Source organism: Bacteroides sp. NSJ-48 (assembly GCF_014287405.1).
Classification (GTDB): domain Bacteria; phylum Bacteroidota; class Bacteroidia; order Bacteroidales; family Bacteroidaceae; genus Bacteroides; species Bacteroides stercoris.
In genome coordinates, this window is the sequence record NZ_JACOOD010000008.1 from 37,363 (window position 1) to 55,099 (window position 17,737).

Sequence of the window (17,737 nt, forward strand, 5' to 3'; positions counted from 1 at the left end):
TTTTAATACAGCCTGATTATCAATCCTATTAAATCTCCACCCAATGAAAGATAGGCTCGTAACTCCCGGCTATTGTTTTATCCTCGCTGCCAACTTCCTGCTGTACTTCGGCTTTTGGCTATTGATACCCGTATTGCCATTCTATCTATCCGAAGTATTCAATGCAGGAAACTCCACTATCGGCATCATTCTTTCCTGCTATACGGTAGCTGCCTTATGCATCCGTCCGTTCTCCGGATATTTTCTGGACAGTTTTGCCCGCAAACCGTTGTATCTGTTAGCTTATTTCATCTTCATGACCATGTTTGCCGGATACATCATTGCCGGGTCACTCACTTTATTTATCCTGTTCCGCATCATACACGGCGTATCATTCGGCATGGTAACCGTAGGCGGCAATACGGTGGTCATCGACATCATGCCCTCATCAAGACGCGGAGAAGGCCTCGGATATTACGGGCTCTCCAACAACATAGCCATGGCAGTGGGGCCGATGTCCGGTTTGTTCCTGCACGATGCAGGCATGAGTTATACTACCATATTCTGTTGCTCGCTGGGTTCCTGCATTGCCGGGTTCATCTGTGCTTCCTTAGTGAAAACCCCGTATAAGCCGCCTGTCAGACGCGAACCGATTTCGCTCGACCGCTTTATTCTGCTGAAAGGCATTCCTGCAGGTGTCAGCCTGCTCTTATTATCCATTCCTTACGGAATGACTACCAATTACGTAGCCATGTATGCCAAAGAAATCGGTATCCATGCAACTACCGGCTTTTTCTTTACTTTCATGGCGGTGGGCATGGCTATCTCGCGCATCTTTTCCGGCAGGATTGTAGACAGAGGAAAAATAACGCAGGTGATTTCGGCAGGATTGTACATCGTGGTATTCAGTTTCTTCCTGCTCTCGGCATGCGTCTATATCATCGAGTGGAACAGTATGGCATGCAACATCGTGTTCTTTGCAGTGGCATTGCTGCTTGGCATAGGCTTCGGCATCATGTTTCCGGCCTACAACACACTGTTCGTAAACCTTGCCCCCAACAGTCAACGGGGCACGGCCACTTCCACCTACCTCACTTCGTGGGATGTGGGGATAGGTATCGGTATGCTGACAGGCGGATACATTGCAGAAGTCAGCACTTTCGACAAAGCCTATCTTTTCGGAGCCTGCCTGACAATTGTTTCCATGCTCTATTTCAACATCAAGGTAACTCCTCATTATCATAAAAACAAATTACGATGAGAAAGAAAGAACGTTATGAAAAGATACTCGCCTGGTTCAGGGAAAACCGTCCCATAGCGGAGACCGAGCTGCATTATAACAACCCATACGAACTGTTGATTGCGGTAATTCTTTCCGCCCAATGCACAGACAAGCGGGTGAATATGATAACTCCCGCCCTCTACCGGGACTTCCCCACTCCCGAAGCGCTTGCAGCCACTACTCCGGAAGTAGTATACGAATACATACGCAGCGTATCTTACCCGAACAACAAGGCCAAGCATCTTGTAGGCATGGCTCAAATGCTGGTGAAAGACTTCAACAGCCAAGTCCCCGACACACTGGAAAAGCTCGTGAAACTTCCCGGTGTGGGACGCAAAACGGCAAATGTAATCCAGTCGGTCGTCTTCAACAAAGCCGCCATGGCGGTAGATACCCACGTTTTCCGCGTCAGCCACCGTTTGGGACTGGTATCCGACAAATGCACCACCCCGTTCAGCGTAGAGAAGGAATTGGTTAAATACATTCCGGAAGCAGAGATTCCCATTGCCCACCATTGGCTCATCCTGCACGGACGGTATGTATGTCAGGCACGTACCCCTCAATGTGACAACTGCGGTTTGCAATTGATGTGCAAATATTACTGCCGGAAGTATAAAGTTAGTAAAGAGAGTAACGATGGAGAAGAATAAACAATAATTTAATAGCGGGAAAAAGAAATAAATACTAACTTTGCCGTCACAAAAAGAAAACGGTAACACTTTTAAATAAAAATAGAGTATTATGACAATTGATCAATTTAACTTTGCCGGAAAAAAGGCATTCGTTCGCGTGGACTTCAACGTGCCTCTGGACGAAAACTTCAACATTACAGACGATACCCGTATGCGTGCCGCTCTTCCTACATTGAAGAAGATTTTGGCTGACGGTGGCAGTATTATCATCGGTTCTCACCTCGGTCGTCCGAAAGGTGCAACCGACAAGTTCTCTTTGAAGCACATCCTGAAACATTTGTCAGAACTGCTGGGTGTTGAGGTACAGTTCGCCAACGACTGCATGGGCGAAGAAGCTGCCGTTAAAGCTGCCGCTCTGCAACCGGGTGAAGTGCTGTTGCTCGAAAACCTTCGTTTCTATGCTGAAGAAGAAGGCAAACCGCGCGGTTTGGCCGAAGATGCGACAGACGAAGAAAAGAAAGCTGCCAAAGCTGCCGTTAAGGAAAACCAGAAAGAGTTTACCAAAAAACTTGCTTCTTACGCTGACTGCTACGTAAACGACGCATTCGGTACCGCTCACCGTGCACACGCTTCTACGGCATTGATCGCCAAATACTTCGACAAAGACAACAAGATGTTCGGCTACCTGATGGAGAAAGAAGTGAAAGCCGTAGACAAGGTGTTGAATGACATCCAACGTCCGTTCACTGCTATCATGGGTGGTTCCAAAGTATCTTCCAAGATTGAAATCATCGAAAACCTGCTGAACAAAGTGGATAATCTGATTATCACCGGCGGTATGACTTATACCTTCACCAAAGCTCAAGGCGGTAAAATCGGTCTTTCCATCTGCGAAGACGACAAGCTGGATCTGGCTCTCGAACTGTTGAAGAAAGCAAAAGAAAAAGGCGTAAACCTCGTATTGGCTGTAGATGCCAAGATTGCCGACTCTTTCTCTAACGACGCCAACACTCAGTTCTGCAAAGTAAACGAAATACCTGATGGCTGGGAAGGTCTGGATATAGGTCCTGAGACAGAAAAGATTTTTGCCGAAGTTATCAAGAACTCCAAGACTATCCTTTGGAACGGTCCTACGGGCGTATTCGAGTTCGACAACTTCACTCACGGTTCACGCTCTGTAGGTGAAGCTATCGTAGAGGCAACCAAGAACGGTGCGTTCTCACTCGTAGGCGGTGGCGACTCTGTAGCTTGCGTCAACAAGTTCGGTCTGGCAAACGGCGTTTCTTACGTTTCTACCGGTGGCGGTGCATTGCTCGAGGCAATCGAAGGAAAAGTTCTTCCGGGTATCGCTGCTATCAACGAATAACAAGAACCTCATTCATACAAAAGGCAGCTCTTTGAAAAAAGGGTTGCTTTTTTTTTAATTATATATCCGACACATGAAACGAATTCTACTATCCTGTCTTCTTCTCCTCTCCATATATACATTAAAAGCCCAGGATACGCGTCTGAACAATGTAGTGAATACATTGAAAGAACGCATCACCCTGGCAGGGTATGCCCAAGTGGGATATACCTATGATGATGCCGGCGAAAAGGCCAGCAATACCTTCGACCTCAAACGCGCCATATTCATGGCACGCGGCAAGATTACCGACAAATGGTCGTGCTACTTCATGTACAGCTTCGCCAATACCGGAAAGATACTGGAAGCTTATACGGAATACCGGTTCCTGCCCCAACTCACTGCCCGCATCGGACAGTTCAAAACAATGTACACCATTGAGAATCCGATGTCTCCCTGTTTTGTCGAACTGATAAACTGTTATTCACAGGCGGTCAACTATCTGGCAGGCATCAATGGCAGCGACCCACTCTATGGCTCGAACAGCGGCCGTGACATGGGTATCCTTATCTACGGCGACCTTTTCAAGAAAAAGCTGAGTTATAACCTTGCCGTCATGAACGGGCAAGGCATCAATCTGAAAGACAAGAACAATCAAAAAGACATAGTAGGCAGCCTGATGGTTCATCCGCTCGACTGGCTGTCGGTGGGCGGCTCGTTCGTCAAGGGCAAAGGCTGTGCCGTAGCCGCCTCTTCCGTCAATCCAGATATAGCGATAGGCGACAGCTACACACGCAACCGCTGGTCGGCAGGCGCCACCATACAGACAAAGCCTGTCAGCCTGCGTACCGAATACCTTGCCGGCAAAGACGGACATGTAAAAAGCGACGGATACTATGCAACCGCATCCATACATGTGCTTCCCAAATTCGACATTGTAGCATCCTATGATTATTTCAACAAAGACAAAGCGCAGGATTACAAACAGAGCAACTATGTGGCCGGCGTGCAATGGTGGTTCTATCCCAAATGCCGCTTGCAGGCACAATACACCTATTGCGTTCCCCACAAAGGAGAAAACTCCAACCTGCTGCAGGCACAATTGCAGGTGCGTTTCTGATTTATGAAAACATTCTGGCATTCTTTTTGTACATTTGTAGAGTATAATCACTTAATGAATACAATCTTATGAACGAGCAAGCCATACAAGAGCAATATCAGCATATAGTCAATCTACTGGAACAGAAACGTCTGAAAGAGGCTCAAGTACAACTGGAAGCCTTTTTATGGAACTGCAACGACTGGACGCTCCGCAACCGTCTGGAGCAGGCTAAGGTGTCCTACCAATACATGTTACAGTACATGCGCCAGGGCGTAAACGATCCGGAACGGCAGAAACTATACCGGCAACTTCTGGCAGAAACCTGGGAGCTTGCCGAACAGACCCGCATCAGCCTGCTCGATGAGGTTTCGACCCGTTATTACCACTCCCTGCACAAGAACAAAAAGAATATGGTAGCCGGTTACGGCATGTCTTCCTGGCTGAAAGTTCTGGAATCTTTTCCTGACGATATGGCGGTTTGCCAGCTTATGCCGGACAACAAACAAAGTCTGGACAGCGCCCTGCAACGCCATGAAGGCACTGCCCAATATCTATTCCTCACTACATGGGGCAACAGTGGCTGGACGGCAGAAGAAGAACAGGAAGCCAGGCTGTATCTGGAGTCCGAATTGTTGCCGGTAAATGACTTGTGTCTGTTCACCGGAGCCATCCTGCTCAGCCTGATGGAATGTTTCGATCCGCGGAAATTCTCATGGTTACTGGATGCCGCAACGCACGCCGACACACAAGTCAACCAGCGCGCCCTGGTGATTATTGCCATCATACTGCACATACACTCCAACCGCTTGCGGCTATACCCAGAGCTGATGGCAAAGTTATCGCTTCTCGATGAGGACGGCAGCTTCGGCAAACAGTTGAACCGGGTTTACATCCAGCTACTCCGCAGCCGTGAGACAGAGAAGATAGACAAGAAGATGCGTGAAGAAATCATTCCGGAAATGATGAAGAACGTCACCATCATGCGCAACATGAAGTACGGCTTCGAAGAAAACATTGATGAAGACGACCGCAATCCGGACTGGGAGAAAGCATTTGAGGAATCGGGCCTGGGCGACAAGATACGCGAGATGAACGAACTTCAACTGGAAGGAGCCGATGTATATATGAGTACGTTTGCCCAACTCAAGAGTTACCCGTTCTTCCAAAATCCGCATAACTGGTTTTATCCGTTCGACATGCAGCATTCCAGCATCATACGGGAGTTCGGACTGAAGCCTACCGGAGAAAACGCCGTCCTGTCACTGATACTGCAATCAGGCTTTTTCTGCAACAGCGACAAGTATTCATTATGCTTTACCATGGCACATATACCGCAAGCGCAGCGTAATATGATGCTCAGTCAAATGACATCACAGGATTTGAATGAACTGATGGACGAAAGCAAATCGTCCAGCCTGCGACAGTATGCTTTGCGACCGGATGTTATCAGCAACCAGTATATCCACGATTTATATCGGTTCTTCAAGTTAAGCCAGCGCCGCCATGAGTTCCGTGATATTTTCAAGGAAGAAATAGCCCTGCACCGCATACCGGCACTGAAAGACATTTTGTGCAAGCCCGAACTATTGGCAACCATAGCCGACTTCCATTTCCGCAAAGAGCATCCCGCAGAAGCCTTAAGCATCTATAAAGAAATAACGGATATGAACCATGCCGATGCGGAAATCTTCCAAAAGACCGGCTATTGCCTGCAAAAAGAGAAACGTTACAAAGAAGCTATCGAGGCTTATAGGAAAGCCGATGTGCTGAAACCCGACCATGTATGGACTATCCGCCACCTCGCCACCTGCCACCGCCAATTGCGAGACTTTGCAACGGCATTGGAATATTACAGAAAAGCGGAAGCCATGCAACCGGAAAACAGAAACCTGCCATTCCTCATCGGCAGTTGCCTGGCGGAGCAGGAACGCTACGAAGAAGCCTTGCAATGTTTCTTTAAGCTGGATTTCATGGAGAACGACTGCATCAAGGCATGGCGTGCCATAGGCTGGTGCTCGTTTGTCAGCGGAAAATTTGAACAGGCCATGCGGTATTACAACAAGATACTTGCCTTGAAACCGCTTTCCACAGATTACCTCAATGCCGGACACGCAGCATTGCTATTGGGAAATATGGAAAAGGCTGCCGAACTGTACGGGAAAGCTACCTCGGAAAGCGGTAACCGGGAGACTTTTCTTGAGATGTTCGATAAAGACAAGGAGATGCTCATCAAGTTGGGGGTAGACGAAAAAGACATACCGCTGATAAGAGATTTTGGTTTAACCGCTGATTAAAAGATAAAAAAACATATCCCGTCATTCAGAGACTCGTAGCAATGAAAAGCCTCCCTCCCCTATATAAGCTTACCGCTACACGTCTCTGAATGACAGTATGACGTAAGATTTCGCTTCCCATACCTCCTATATTTACCTCATTGGAGTAAAAAACAGGCGAAATGGTGTATTTTCCGTTCATATTACCTCTCCTTATTTCCTAATTGAAGGTATTTACTTATTTTTGCTATAGCTTTAAAGTAAATACAATGAAACGACTCGATGTTCTTATTCTTTTGCTATCAATAACCGTATTCATCATTGCCCAACCGGTTTGTCAGGTCAAGCACTTTTCTGTCAATGACGGTCTCGCCCAAGGAAATGTAATGGGAATGCTTCAAGACCAAAAAGGCTTCATCTGGTTCAGCACTTGGAACGGACTGAGTAAATATGACGGATACACATTCAAGACCTATAAGACTTCTCAGGAAGACCGTTACGCTTTCGGCAGTAACCGTATGGGAACAATCTCCGAAAGCAAATACGGAGATATCTGGTGTCCTACCTACGACGGACAAGCCTGTCTGTTCGATGTGGAAACGGAAAAATTCATCGATGTATTGCAACCTCTTGAAATTACAACCAAGCACTCTAACTATGTCTCACGCATATTGTCATTGAAGAAAGGCATAGCGTGGATTATCTGCAAAAACGGATACACATATAGAGCCGATGAACAACTATGCAAACGCGGAGAAGGTATCACACTGTACTCCACATTCACCAAGAATCTGAAAGGAGACCGTATCTATACCGTTTATCAGGACTCCGATGAAGACGAATGGATATTGACCAACAAAGGCGTCACCATTGTTGGAAACAAAAGGGTAGACACAGACTTTCCATTTCAATATATCACACAAATAAAGGAGAATATATATCTGATTGCCGACAAGGGTAAGCTGGCGCAATACAATTTTCAAACTCAAAAGCTGAAGTTTATCAATATCCCTTGTCCTCACAATAGAATAACCAATGTTACTGTAATAGGAACAGAAACGCTGGCATTAGGTACGGACAATGGTCTGATACTGTATTCCACTCCCGACAATACATTCCGCCAAATCGATATTCGTACATCCACCCAACCTTCCAATTATGTGGAACAGGTCTATCAAGACAAGCAACAAAATATTTGGGTATTCTCCCAAAGCTCCGGCGTCATCCGTATCTTGCCCGGCTGTGATGAAAAAGAGCACCTGTTTACTCCCCAGAATGAAGTTATCAGGCACGGGCGCAACAGCCGTAAACTGATATTCGAAGATAAAACCGGTAACCTATGGGTATTGCCCACCAACGGTAACCTTTCTTATTACGACCGGAAAGAAAAAAGACTCAAACCGCTGCTTACCGACACTGACAATCCTAAATCCATATTCAGCCCGTTGGTACGCTTTTACACTCTCGACACACAAGGAAACTGTTGGCTTGCCACTGCACGCGGAATAGACCGGATAAGTTTTTTCCCTCAAAGTTTCCAATTCAACCAAACCGATTACGAAGCAGAAACACGTGCCTTCCTGCGAGACAGCAACAATCGCTTATGGAGCGCATCCAAAGCAAGTTACATCCAGATATATGCCCCCGACGGAAGTTTGGAAGGCTACCTTTCGCCACAGGGAAATATTGTCAAAGAGAAACAACTGTTCTACAACGGCGTATACGCCATCATGGAAGACAAAGAGAAGAACATCTGGCTGGGTACGAAAGGCGCCGGATTATTCCAACTGACTCCCAAAGGAATAAATCGATATTCCGTCACTTGCTTCAAGCACCAACCGAACAATCCTTACAGTATAAGTGACAACAGCATATATTCCATTTTTCAGGATAGCCACAACCGCATCTGGATAGGTTGTTATGGTGGCGGACTAAACCTGCTGACCCGGCGAAATGACCAAATACCCATATTCATCCATAGCAACAATGAACTGAAAAACTATCCCACGGATTATGGAATGAAAGTGCGTAACATCACCGAAGCTCCCGGCGGCGTACTTATGGTAGGTACCACGAACGGACTGCTCACTTTCTCCAATAAGTTTGAATTGCCCGAAGAAGTAAAGTTCTACAGAAACTGCCATCAGCCGGGCGATAAAAACAGTCTTGCCACCAACGACATTACGCACATCTATACAGACAGACGAAAGACAACATACGTTATAAGTTTCACCGGCGGTATCAGTAAAATTATCTCCGGTCAATTGCTCAGCGAACAAATACGCTTCAAGAACTACGACCAAAGCAACGGATTGGCCTCCGACCTGACCCTCTCAATGACGGAAGACACCCACAATCACCTTTGGATAGTTTCCGAAATAGCCCTATCCAGATTTAATCCCGACAACGAGACTTTTGAAAACTACATGCTTGGCTCCACCTACCAGCAACAGTTCAACTTCTCAGAAGCTCTCCCTGTCATTAACGCCCGCAAACAAATCGTATTGGGTACAGACAAAGGTTTTCTGGAAATTTCTCCCGATAAGATGCGAAAAAGTACCTATGTACCCCCTATCGTATTTACCGGATTTAAAATACAAGGGCATCCGGCAGACCATCCAATCGACAATCTGAAAGAACTGGAACTGAAAGCATCCCAGCGGAACGTTACTTTCCAGTTTGCCGCACTCGATTACGTAAATCCCGACAATATACTTTACGCCTATCGCCTGCAAGGGCTGGAAGACGAATGGAATGAAGTCGACAACAACCGTTCCGCCAGCTATATCAATCTGCCGGCAGGACAGTACCAATTACAAATCAAATCGACCAACAGCGACGGAGTATGGACCGACAACATACGTACGCTATCCATCCATGTACTCCCGACATTTTGGGAAACCTATTGGGCATGGCTACTCTATTTCATTCTGTTTGTCCTGTTCACCGCCACCATTGTATATGTTCTGTTCTATATTTACCGTCTGCGCCACCAAGTAGACATGGAACAGCAACTCGCAAATGTCAAGCTACGTTTCTTCACCGATATTTCCCACGAACTGCGTACTCCGTTGACCCTGATAGGCAGTCCGGTTACAGAAGTCCTGGAGAACGAGCCCCTGTCTCCCACTGCCCGCGAGCACCTGACCCTTGTGCGCAGGAACACAGAACGGATGCTCCGACTAATGAACCAGATACTGGATTTCCGCAAAATACAAAATCAGAAGATGAAGCTGTTAGTGGAAAACACAGACCTTATTCCGCTCTTGCAGAAAGTGATGGACAGTTTCCGGCTGATAGCCAAAGAGAAGGAGATTGATTACCGGATGCAATCTGCGACCGAATCCGTTTTCGGTTGGATAGACCGGGACAAATTCGAAAAGATATTCTTTAACCTGCTTTCCAATGCATTCAAATATACTCCCAACGGCAAAGCTATCACAGTCAAAGTTACGCCACATAAAGACACGATAGACATCGAAGTGGCGGACGAAGGAATCGGAATCGCAACGGAAAAGTTGCGTACCCTTTTCCTGCGTTTTGAAACACTGGTAAAGGAGAATATTCTCCAGCCCTCATCGGGTATCGGACTATCACTGGTAAAAGAGATGGTAGAAATTCACCACGGTAGCATCAAAGTAGACAGCCAGCCTGGTGTGGGCAGCCGTTTTACCGTAACCCTGCCTCTGCAAAAGCAAGCTTTCGAGAAAGATACGCAAGCGGAATTCATATTGAACGATGCTCAGTCATCCTCTCCGACTGCCACCGATGAAGACACAAAAGGAACAGATGCAAAAGAGACTTATGACAATAATACCACCGACTGCCACTCCATTCTGGTGGTAGAGGACAACAAAGAACTGCGGACTTTTCTAAGGAACAGCCTGTCGGGAGACTACACCGTTATCACTGCTTCCAACGGAGAAGAAGGGCTGCAATCTGCCATAGACAATCTTCCGGACTTAATCATCAGCGATGTCATGATGCCCGTCATGGATGGATTGGAAATGGTGAAGCACATCAAAGAAAACAATTCCATTTGCCACATTCCCATCATCATACTATCGGCAAAGGCATCTTTGGACGATCGCATAGCAGGACTGGAGCAGGGAATAGATGACTATATAACCAAGCCTTTCAGCGCCACTTACTTGAAAACCCGTATCGTCACGCTCCTCCGCCAACGCAAATCGTTGCAGGAAATGTACATGGCGCAACTCACTGAAAGCAAGAACGCCATTATCTCCGGCAACCTCACCCCTTCACAACCTCAGATTACTCCTTTTGACGAACAATTCATGCAAAAGGTTATGGAGTTTATGGAACAGCAAATGGACAACTCGGAGCTGACTATCGACGCATTTGCCGAGCATCTGATGATGAGCCGTACTATCTTTTATCGGAAGTTGAAATCGATTATCGGGCTTACTCCCGTGGATTTCATACGCGAAATCCGCATCAAACGCGCCGTACAACTGATAGACAGCGGAGAGTATAACTTCTCGCAAATTGCTTATATGACCGGATTCAGCGATCCGAAGTACTTCAGCAAATGCTTTAAAAAGGTTATGGGGGTCACACCTTCGGAATATAAAGAGAGAAAATGAAAAAACATCCGAATAAAAAACACACTCTTTCGACCGGATATTACCCGTTTAAAAACCGGAAAGCGCGTACTATTGCAATCGTTAAACGGAATACCATAAAAAACGATTACTCAAAGATGAAAAAACAATGGATTATCGCCTGCCTTGCCGGTGTACTAACGACTGGTGCCCAGGCCCAACAATCAAACTATGTTTCCGAAGTATGGATAGCCGACCAAGGAAACGGCACCTACAAGAACCCTGTTCTCTATGCAGACTACTCCGACCCTGATGTCTGCCGCGTGGGTGATGATTTCTACCTGACGTCATCCAGTTTCGGCTGTCTGCCCGGACTACAGATTCTCCATTCCAAAGACTTGGTGAACTGGTCTATTATCAGCGCCGCCGTACCCGCCGCCCTTCCTCCGGTCACCACTCCCGAACGTCCGGAACACGGCAACCGTGTGTGGGCTCCCAGTATCCGCCATCATAACGGCGAATTCTATATTTTCTGGGGAGACCCGGACCAAGGCATATTCATGGTAAAGTCGTCCCGGGCAGAAGGTCCGTGGAGCAAGCCCGTACTTGTAAAAGAGATTAAGGGTATTATCGATACCTGCCCCATTTGGGATGAAGACGGCAAAGTCTACCTGGCACACGCATACGCCGGCAGCCGCGCCGGGCTGAAAAGCGTCATCGCCATCTGCGAGTTGAGCGCCGACGCTACCCAAGTCATCGGTCCTTCCCGCATCATCTTCGATGGACACGAACATCACGGCACGTGCGAAGGGCCGAAACTGTACAAGCGCAACGGTTATTACTACGTTTTCCTCCCTGCCGGCGGCGTGGCTACCGGCTGGCAGGTGGTGCTTCGCTCCCGTAACATCTATGGTCCTTATGAAAACCGTACCGTACTGGCACAGGGCAACTCACCCGTCAACGGACCTCATCAGGGTGGCTGGGTGGACACGCCTACCGGTGAAGACTGGTTCATGCACTTTCAGGATGTAGGCGCCTACGGACGTGTAGTACATCTGCAACCCATGAAGTGGATTGACGACTGGCCTGTAATCGGAACAGATAAAGACGGGGACGGATGCGGCGAACCCGTACTGACCTACCGCAAGCCCGATGTAGGTAAGACATACCCCGTATGTACTCCGCAAGAAAGCGATGAGTTCGACGGCTACACCCTGTCTCCGCAATGGCAGTGGCACGCCAACATCAATGATAAATGGGCATATTACGCCGGCGACCGGAGTATGGTGCGTCTTTACTCCTATCCCGTTCCGGATAATTACAAGAGCTTGTGGGATGTGCCCAACCTGTTGTTGCAGAAAACCCCGTCGGACAACTTCACCGCAACCATGAAACTGACCTTCCGCCCCAACCCGAAGTACAAAGGCGAGCGTACCGGATTGGTAGTCATGGGCATGGATTATGCCGGACTCATACTGGAGAATACGGAACAGGGAACCGTACTTTCGCAAATCGCCTGCCGGAAAGCAGACAGAGGCGGCACCGAAAAAACAAATGACAGCGTTGCCGTAAAAGACTCTACCCTCTACCTGCGAGTGAAGTTCAGCGCCGACGGCAGTAAAGTGAAAGGCACAGACGACCTGTTGGTACGCTGCAACTTCAGTTACAGTCTCGACGGCAAGAAGTTCCGTCCGCTCGGCGAAACCTTCCAAGCCCGTGAAGGCAAATGGATAGGAGCCAAAGTAGGAACATTTTGTACCCGCCCCGCTATCCGCACCAATGACGGCGGCTGGACGGATGTAGACTGGTTCCGTATCACAAGAAAATAAATGTTGATATCAAAACGTTATCAAAGCATACAGAAAAAAACAACTATATTCATATAATCATGAGAAACAGAATAACCTATCTGCTTGCCTGCCTCATTGTTTCGGGTAGCAGCCTTGCACAGTCCGTCTATAAGGACAACAGCTACAGTCCGGCAGAGCGTGCGGAAGATTTAGTGAAACAACTCACACTGGAAGAGAAAGTATCCTTGATGATGGACAACTCAAAGCCCGTGGAACGGTTGGGCATCAAACCCTACAACTGGTGGAACGAAGCATTGCACGGAGTAGCACGCAGCGGTTTGGCAACCGTTTTTCCGCAACCCATCGGCATGGCGGCTTCTTTCTCTCCCGAAGCTTTACATACAGCTTTCGTTGCCGTATCCGACGAAGCACGCGCCAAGAATGCTGTCTACTCGAAAGAGGGCAGCTACAAACGCTATCAAGGGCTGACCATCTGGACACCCACGGTGAACATCTACCGCGACCCTCGCTGGGGACGGGGTATAGAAACATACGGTGAAGACCCTTATCTGGCAAGCGTTATGGGCGTAAATGTTGTAAAAGGCCTGCAATGCCTGGACGAAAACCGGAAATACGATAAGGTACACGCTTGCGCCAAGCACTTCGCCGTGCACTCCGGTCCCGAATGGAACCGCCACAGCTTCAATGCGGAGAACATCAGCCCACGCGATTTGTACGAAACCTACCTGCCGCCCTTTGAAGCACTGGTAAAAGAAGGTAAGGTAAAAGAAGTGATGTGTGCCTACAACCGCTTCGAGGGTGAACCTTGCTGCGGCAGCAACCGCCTGCTGACGCATATTCTCCGCGAAGAGTGGGGATACGACGGTATTGTCGTATCCGATTGCAGCGCCATCAGCGATTTCCACAACGCCAAAGGACACAAAACCCACCCCGATGCCGCTTCCGCCTCTTCTGCCGCCGTACTGAGTGGAACAGACCTGGAATGCGGTTCCAATTACCGTTCGCTGATAGAAGGAGTAAAAAGAGGACTCATCAATGAAAAAGACATCGACCGCTCCGTAAAACGTCTGTTACAGGCACGCTTCGAATTGGGCGAGATGGACGAACTCAGCCGGGTGGACTGGGCACAGACACCCTATTCCGTAGTCGGCTCCGACAAGCACGATTCACTGTCGCTGGACATGGCACGCAAGTCCATGACACTGTTACAAAACAAAAACGGCATCCTTCCCCTCAAACGCGGCGGGAAAATCATCGCCGTAATGGGTCCCAACGCCAACGACTCCGTGATGCAGTGGGGAAACTACAACGGTACTCCCAAACGTACCATCACCATTCTGGACGGTATCCGATCGGCCATGGGCAAAGACGACAAACTGATTTACGAACAAGGCTGTTCATGGGTGGAAAGGAAATTGATACGCAGCGTATTCAGCCAGTGTAAATCCGAAAACGGCCCCGGCTTCAGCGCCCGTTACTGGAACAATACGGAGTTCAAGGGCGAACCCGCAGCCACGGCACAGCTAAGCACTCCGTTCCATCTCTGTACTTCCGGAGCCACTGTTTTTGCACCGGGCGTAAACCTCACCGATTTCTCTGCCGTTTACCAAAGCGTATTCACTCCCCGGGAGAGCGGCGATGTTGTGTTCGACTTCTACTGCTACGGTTCCGTAAAGCTGCTCGTCGACGGCAAAGAGGTGAAGAGCTTCACCAACAAACACGGCAGCCGTCCGCAAGCACACGGCATGCGTGTAGAGGCCGGCAAATCGTATGACATTGAAATCCGCTTCCAATACTTTGCCAGCGATGCCCAGCTCAACTTCGACATCGGCTTCAAGGAAGAGTGCGACATACAACGCTCGGTAGCCAAAGTGAAAGATGCCGATATCGTGATTTTTGCAGGCGGCATATCCCCTCAACTGGAAGGAGAAGAGATGGGCGTTGACCTGCCCGGCTTCAAGAGAGGCGACCGCACGGACATCGAACTGCCTGCCGTTCAACGGGAAATGATTAAAGCGCTTCACGATGCAGGCAAGAAGGTTATCTTCGTAAACTGTTCGGGTTCCCCCATTGCCATGGAAGCCGAGACGGAACACTGCCAAGCCATTCTGCAGGCATGGTATCCGGGACAGTCGGGCGGTAAGGCCGTTGCCGAAGTCCTGTTCGGCGACTACAACCCTGCCGGACGCCTGCCGGTTACGTTCTACCGTAGCCTGTCGCAACTGCCCGACTTCGAAGACTACAACATGGCAGGACATACCTACCGCTTCTTCAAAGGCGAACCGCTTTTCCCGTTCGGATACGGTTTGAGTTACACCACATTCAAATACGGTAAAATGAAAATGGATTCATCTGTCAAGGTAGGCGAAACGGCAAAAATCACCGTACCCGTCACCAATACCGGCAGCCGCGACGGCGAGGAAGTAGTACAGGTATATCTCAAGAAGAACGGAGAGACAGACGGTCCTATCAAGACGCTGCGCGCCTTCAAACGCATACGCATCCCGGCAGGAAAGACCGTGAAAGTGGAACTCGAACTGACTCCCAAACAACTGGAATGGTGGGACAACACCACCAACACGATGCGTACCATGCAAAATACCTTCGATGTATTGGTAGGTGGAAGCTCTCAAGAAAAAGACCTGCAAAAGAAAACACTAAAACTGTTATAAGAAACCGATAGAACTCCCACTCTGTAGCATTCAGAGAAGTAAAGCGATGAAGAATCTCTTCCCGGTATCTGCAAGGAAGAGATTTTTCATCGCTTTGCTTTTATCCGACAAGGATACCGGCCGTATTCTTTGGCACAACGTCCTGCCGGTCCGTCACACTGGCGGTTACTTCCGTTTCCATGAGGCGAAACGGAAGTTTCCACTAGCGAAACGCTCGTTCCCCTTAAAGGAAACTCCAGTTCCCCTTAAGGGAAATTCTTGTTTCCTTTAAGGGAAACGGTTGTTTCTCCCGTGGGAAACGGACCTTTCCATAAGTATGATAACCGTAAAGAGTTATAGATAAATACCAAACTGTATATAGAAGGGGAAAAAAGCGAATAGAGCACCTCCTGAAAATACAATAGGCACGGATTGTATGAAGTAGCCGCTTCCGGTTTACCAGTTCCATACAATCCGTGCCTTACCAACACGAAGTTATGTCTAAATTCAATTCTGTGTGAGCAATCTCCTTTCCGAGATTTTATCGTATGCCTTACCGTCGATGACTATATCCGTGGCATTCTCCACTTGCAGATACGCATCATCAGCCGTTTCTATTTCGATATTTTCCAGAGTAATTCCGGCAACCTTGTTTATGGAAGCTCCTTTCTGCGCATCGGTTACTTTCATATTCTTAACAGAGAAGTTCTCGATAGGCATTTCGGGCAGTCCGTTCAGGAACATGGCACGGCCGGCACCTTTGCAGGATACATTGGAGATGTGGATATTCCTGAAAGCCGGAGTCTCTTCGGTCACAGCAGGTACAGGAGCACCGGGCGCTTCTTTCACAGCATAATAGAGGTCGGCAATCAATGCATCACCCGGAATGTTTATCATATTGATATTGTCCACGTAGATATTTTCCACCACACCACCACGGCCGCGCGTACTCTTGAAACGCAACCCGACATCGGTACCGATGAATGTACAGTCTGCCACATACACATTCCTGACGCCGCCGGACATTTCACTGCCCACAACAAAACCGCCGTGTCCGTGCAATACGGTGTTGTCCTTCACTATCACATTCTCGCAAGGTTCTCCGCGTCGACGGCCGTCGGCATCTTTACCCGACTTTATACAAATGGCGTCATCACCCGCATCGAACAGGCAATTGGCTACCACCACATTCTTACACGATTCCACATCGAGGGCATCTCCATTCTGCGAATACCAGGGATTGAACACCTTGACGCCATCCAATGTCAGGTCTTCGCAAGAGAGCGGATGCAGGCACCAACTGGGCGAATTGCGGAACGTTACGCCTTCCAGCAATATGCGTTTACTCTTTACGAAGCTCAGCAGCACAGGACGCAACCAGCGTTTCATTCCTTCCCATTCATCGGCAGAAACTGTTCTTTTCTCTTTACTGCCGGTAAGTACAGAAGCTTTCAAAGCACCGGCATCGGGATACCACACTTTGCCGGCATCGTCTACCACACCACCCGACCTGAGCAGTGCCTTCCACTGTCCGTCCGTCATTTTATTACGTTTCACAGGTCGCCAGCTATCGCCCGAACCATCGAAGACCCCGTGCCCCGTAATGGCTATATTCTCTGCTTTCATCGCAGAGATAGGCGACTGGCAACGGAGCATGTCCAACCCCTCGAAAGAGGTATGTACCAACGGATACAAAGCGGCATCATCGCTGAAAAGTACAAGCGCGTTTCGTTCGGTATGCAAGTTGACATTGCTCTGCAATACAATAGGCCCCGTAAGCCACAATCCCTCGGGAATGATTACTTTACCACCACCCTTCTCGCTCACCGCCCTGATGGCATTGTTTATGGCTTCGGTGTTCAGTGTCTCACCGTCCGCCTTTGCACCGAAATCACGGATATCCACCTGATAGTCTGGGAAAGAGGGATGCTGTACGACAGGCATCTCAAAGGGAAGATTCTTATAAAGGTCTTCCTTGTTTGCGATGTCATAACGCTCCGTCGAAGCGCTTTGACAAGCGCAAAGTGTTCCTAAAATGACGGGCATGAAGCCCGCCATTTTCATTAATCTGTTCATCAGTTATAAAACTTTTAAGTA

9 protein-coding genes are annotated in these 17,737 nt (G+C 48.4%); 8 read left to right on the plus strand and 1 reads right to left on the minus strand.

What is annotated here, in order from left to right:
* Positions 1-43 precede the first annotated feature (43 nt).
* The 8 genes from H8S52_RS05675 to xyl3A all read left to right on the plus strand — a co-directional run bounded on the left by H8S52_RS05675 (position 44) and on the right by xyl3A (position 15,661).
* Positions 44-1,240, plus strand: coding sequence for an MFS transporter (locus tag H8S52_RS05675; RefSeq protein ID WP_060385249.1), 1,197 nt, complete (start codon positions 44-46; stop codon positions 1,238-1,240).
* Positions 1,237-1,911: an endonuclease III gene (gene nth / locus H8S52_RS05680; RefSeq protein ID WP_005654667.1), complete on the plus strand. Its 675-nt coding sequence runs from the start codon at positions 1,237-1,239 to the stop codon at positions 1,909-1,911. Before H8S52_RS05675 ends, nth begins: the two co-directional genes overlap by 4 nt.
* Before the next feature lie 88 nt (positions 1,912-1,999).
* Positions 2,000-3,259, plus strand: coding sequence for a phosphoglycerate kinase (gene pgk, locus H8S52_RS05685; protein WP_370527560.1), 1,260 nt, complete (start codon positions 2,000-2,002; stop codon positions 3,257-3,259).
* A 73-nt stretch (positions 3,260-3,332) separates the two neighbouring features.
* Positions 3,333-4,358, plus strand: a complete 1,026-nt coding sequence (locus tag H8S52_RS05690) for a porin (RefSeq protein ID WP_186909440.1) — start codon at positions 3,333-3,335, stop codon at positions 4,356-4,358.
* Positions 4,359-4,426: 68 nt separating this feature from the next.
* Positions 4,427-6,634 carry a tetratricopeptide repeat protein gene (locus H8S52_RS05695; RefSeq protein ID WP_186909441.1) on the plus strand — a complete coding sequence of 736 codons (2,208 nt, stop codon included), beginning with the start codon at positions 4,427-4,429 and terminating at the stop codon, positions 6,632-6,634.
* Between the two features lie 248 nt (positions 6,635-6,882).
* Positions 6,883-11,220 carry a hybrid sensor histidine kinase/response regulator transcription factor gene (locus H8S52_RS05700; RefSeq protein ID WP_186909442.1) on the plus strand — a complete coding sequence of 1,446 codons (4,338 nt, stop codon included), beginning with the start codon at positions 6,883-6,885 and terminating at the stop codon, positions 11,218-11,220.
* 116 nt (positions 11,221-11,336) lie between these two features.
* Positions 11,337-13,007, plus strand: a complete 1,671-nt coding sequence (locus H8S52_RS05705) for a glycoside hydrolase 43 family protein (RefSeq protein WP_186909443.1) — start codon at positions 11,337-11,339, stop codon at positions 13,005-13,007.
* A 59-nt stretch (positions 13,008-13,066) separates the two neighbouring features.
* Positions 13,067-15,661 (plus strand): xylan 1,4-beta-xylosidase, encoded by a 2,595-nt coding sequence (xyl3A, locus tag H8S52_RS05710; protein WP_186909444.1) that lies wholly within the window; start codon positions 13,067-13,069, stop codon positions 15,659-15,661.
* 486 nt (positions 15,662-16,147) lie between these two features.
* Here the strand turns inward: xyl3A and H8S52_RS05715 are convergent, their stop codons facing one another.
* Entirely contained in the window at positions 16,148-17,716 is a 1,569-nt protein-coding gene (locus H8S52_RS05715; protein WP_117901680.1) for a glycoside hydrolase family 28 protein, read from the minus strand.
* Positions 17,717-17,737 lie beyond the last annotated feature (21 nt).

Excerpts from the sequence above, each read along its gene's own strand:
- H8S52_RS05700 (WP_186909442.1), top strand. The coding sequence starts at position 6,883 with ATGAAACGACTCGATGTTCTTATTCTTTTGCTATCAATAACCGTATTC.
- H8S52_RS05690 (WP_186909440.1), top strand. The coding sequence starts at position 3,333 with ATGAAACGAATTCTACTATCCTGTCTTCTTCTCCTCTCCATATATACA.
- H8S52_RS05675 (WP_060385249.1), top strand. The coding sequence starts at position 44 with ATGAAAGATAGGCTCGTAACTCCCGGCTATTGTTTTATCCTCGCTGCC.
- nth (WP_005654667.1), top strand. The coding sequence starts at position 1,237 with ATGAGAAAGAAAGAACGTTATGAAAAGATACTCGCCTGGTTCAGGGAA.
- xyl3A (WP_186909444.1), top strand. The coding sequence starts at position 13,067 with ATGAGAAACAGAATAACCTATCTGCTTGCCTGCCTCATTGTTTCGGGT.
- H8S52_RS05715 (WP_117901680.1), bottom strand. The coding sequence starts at position 17,716 with ATGAACAGATTAATGAAAATGGCGGGCTTCATGCCCGTCATTTTAGGA.
- H8S52_RS05705 (WP_186909443.1), top strand. The coding sequence starts at position 11,337 with ATGAAAAAACAATGGATTATCGCCTGCCTTGCCGGTGTACTAACGACT.
- H8S52_RS05695 (WP_186909441.1), top strand. The coding sequence starts at position 4,427 with ATGAACGAGCAAGCCATACAAGAGCAATATCAGCATATAGTCAATCTA.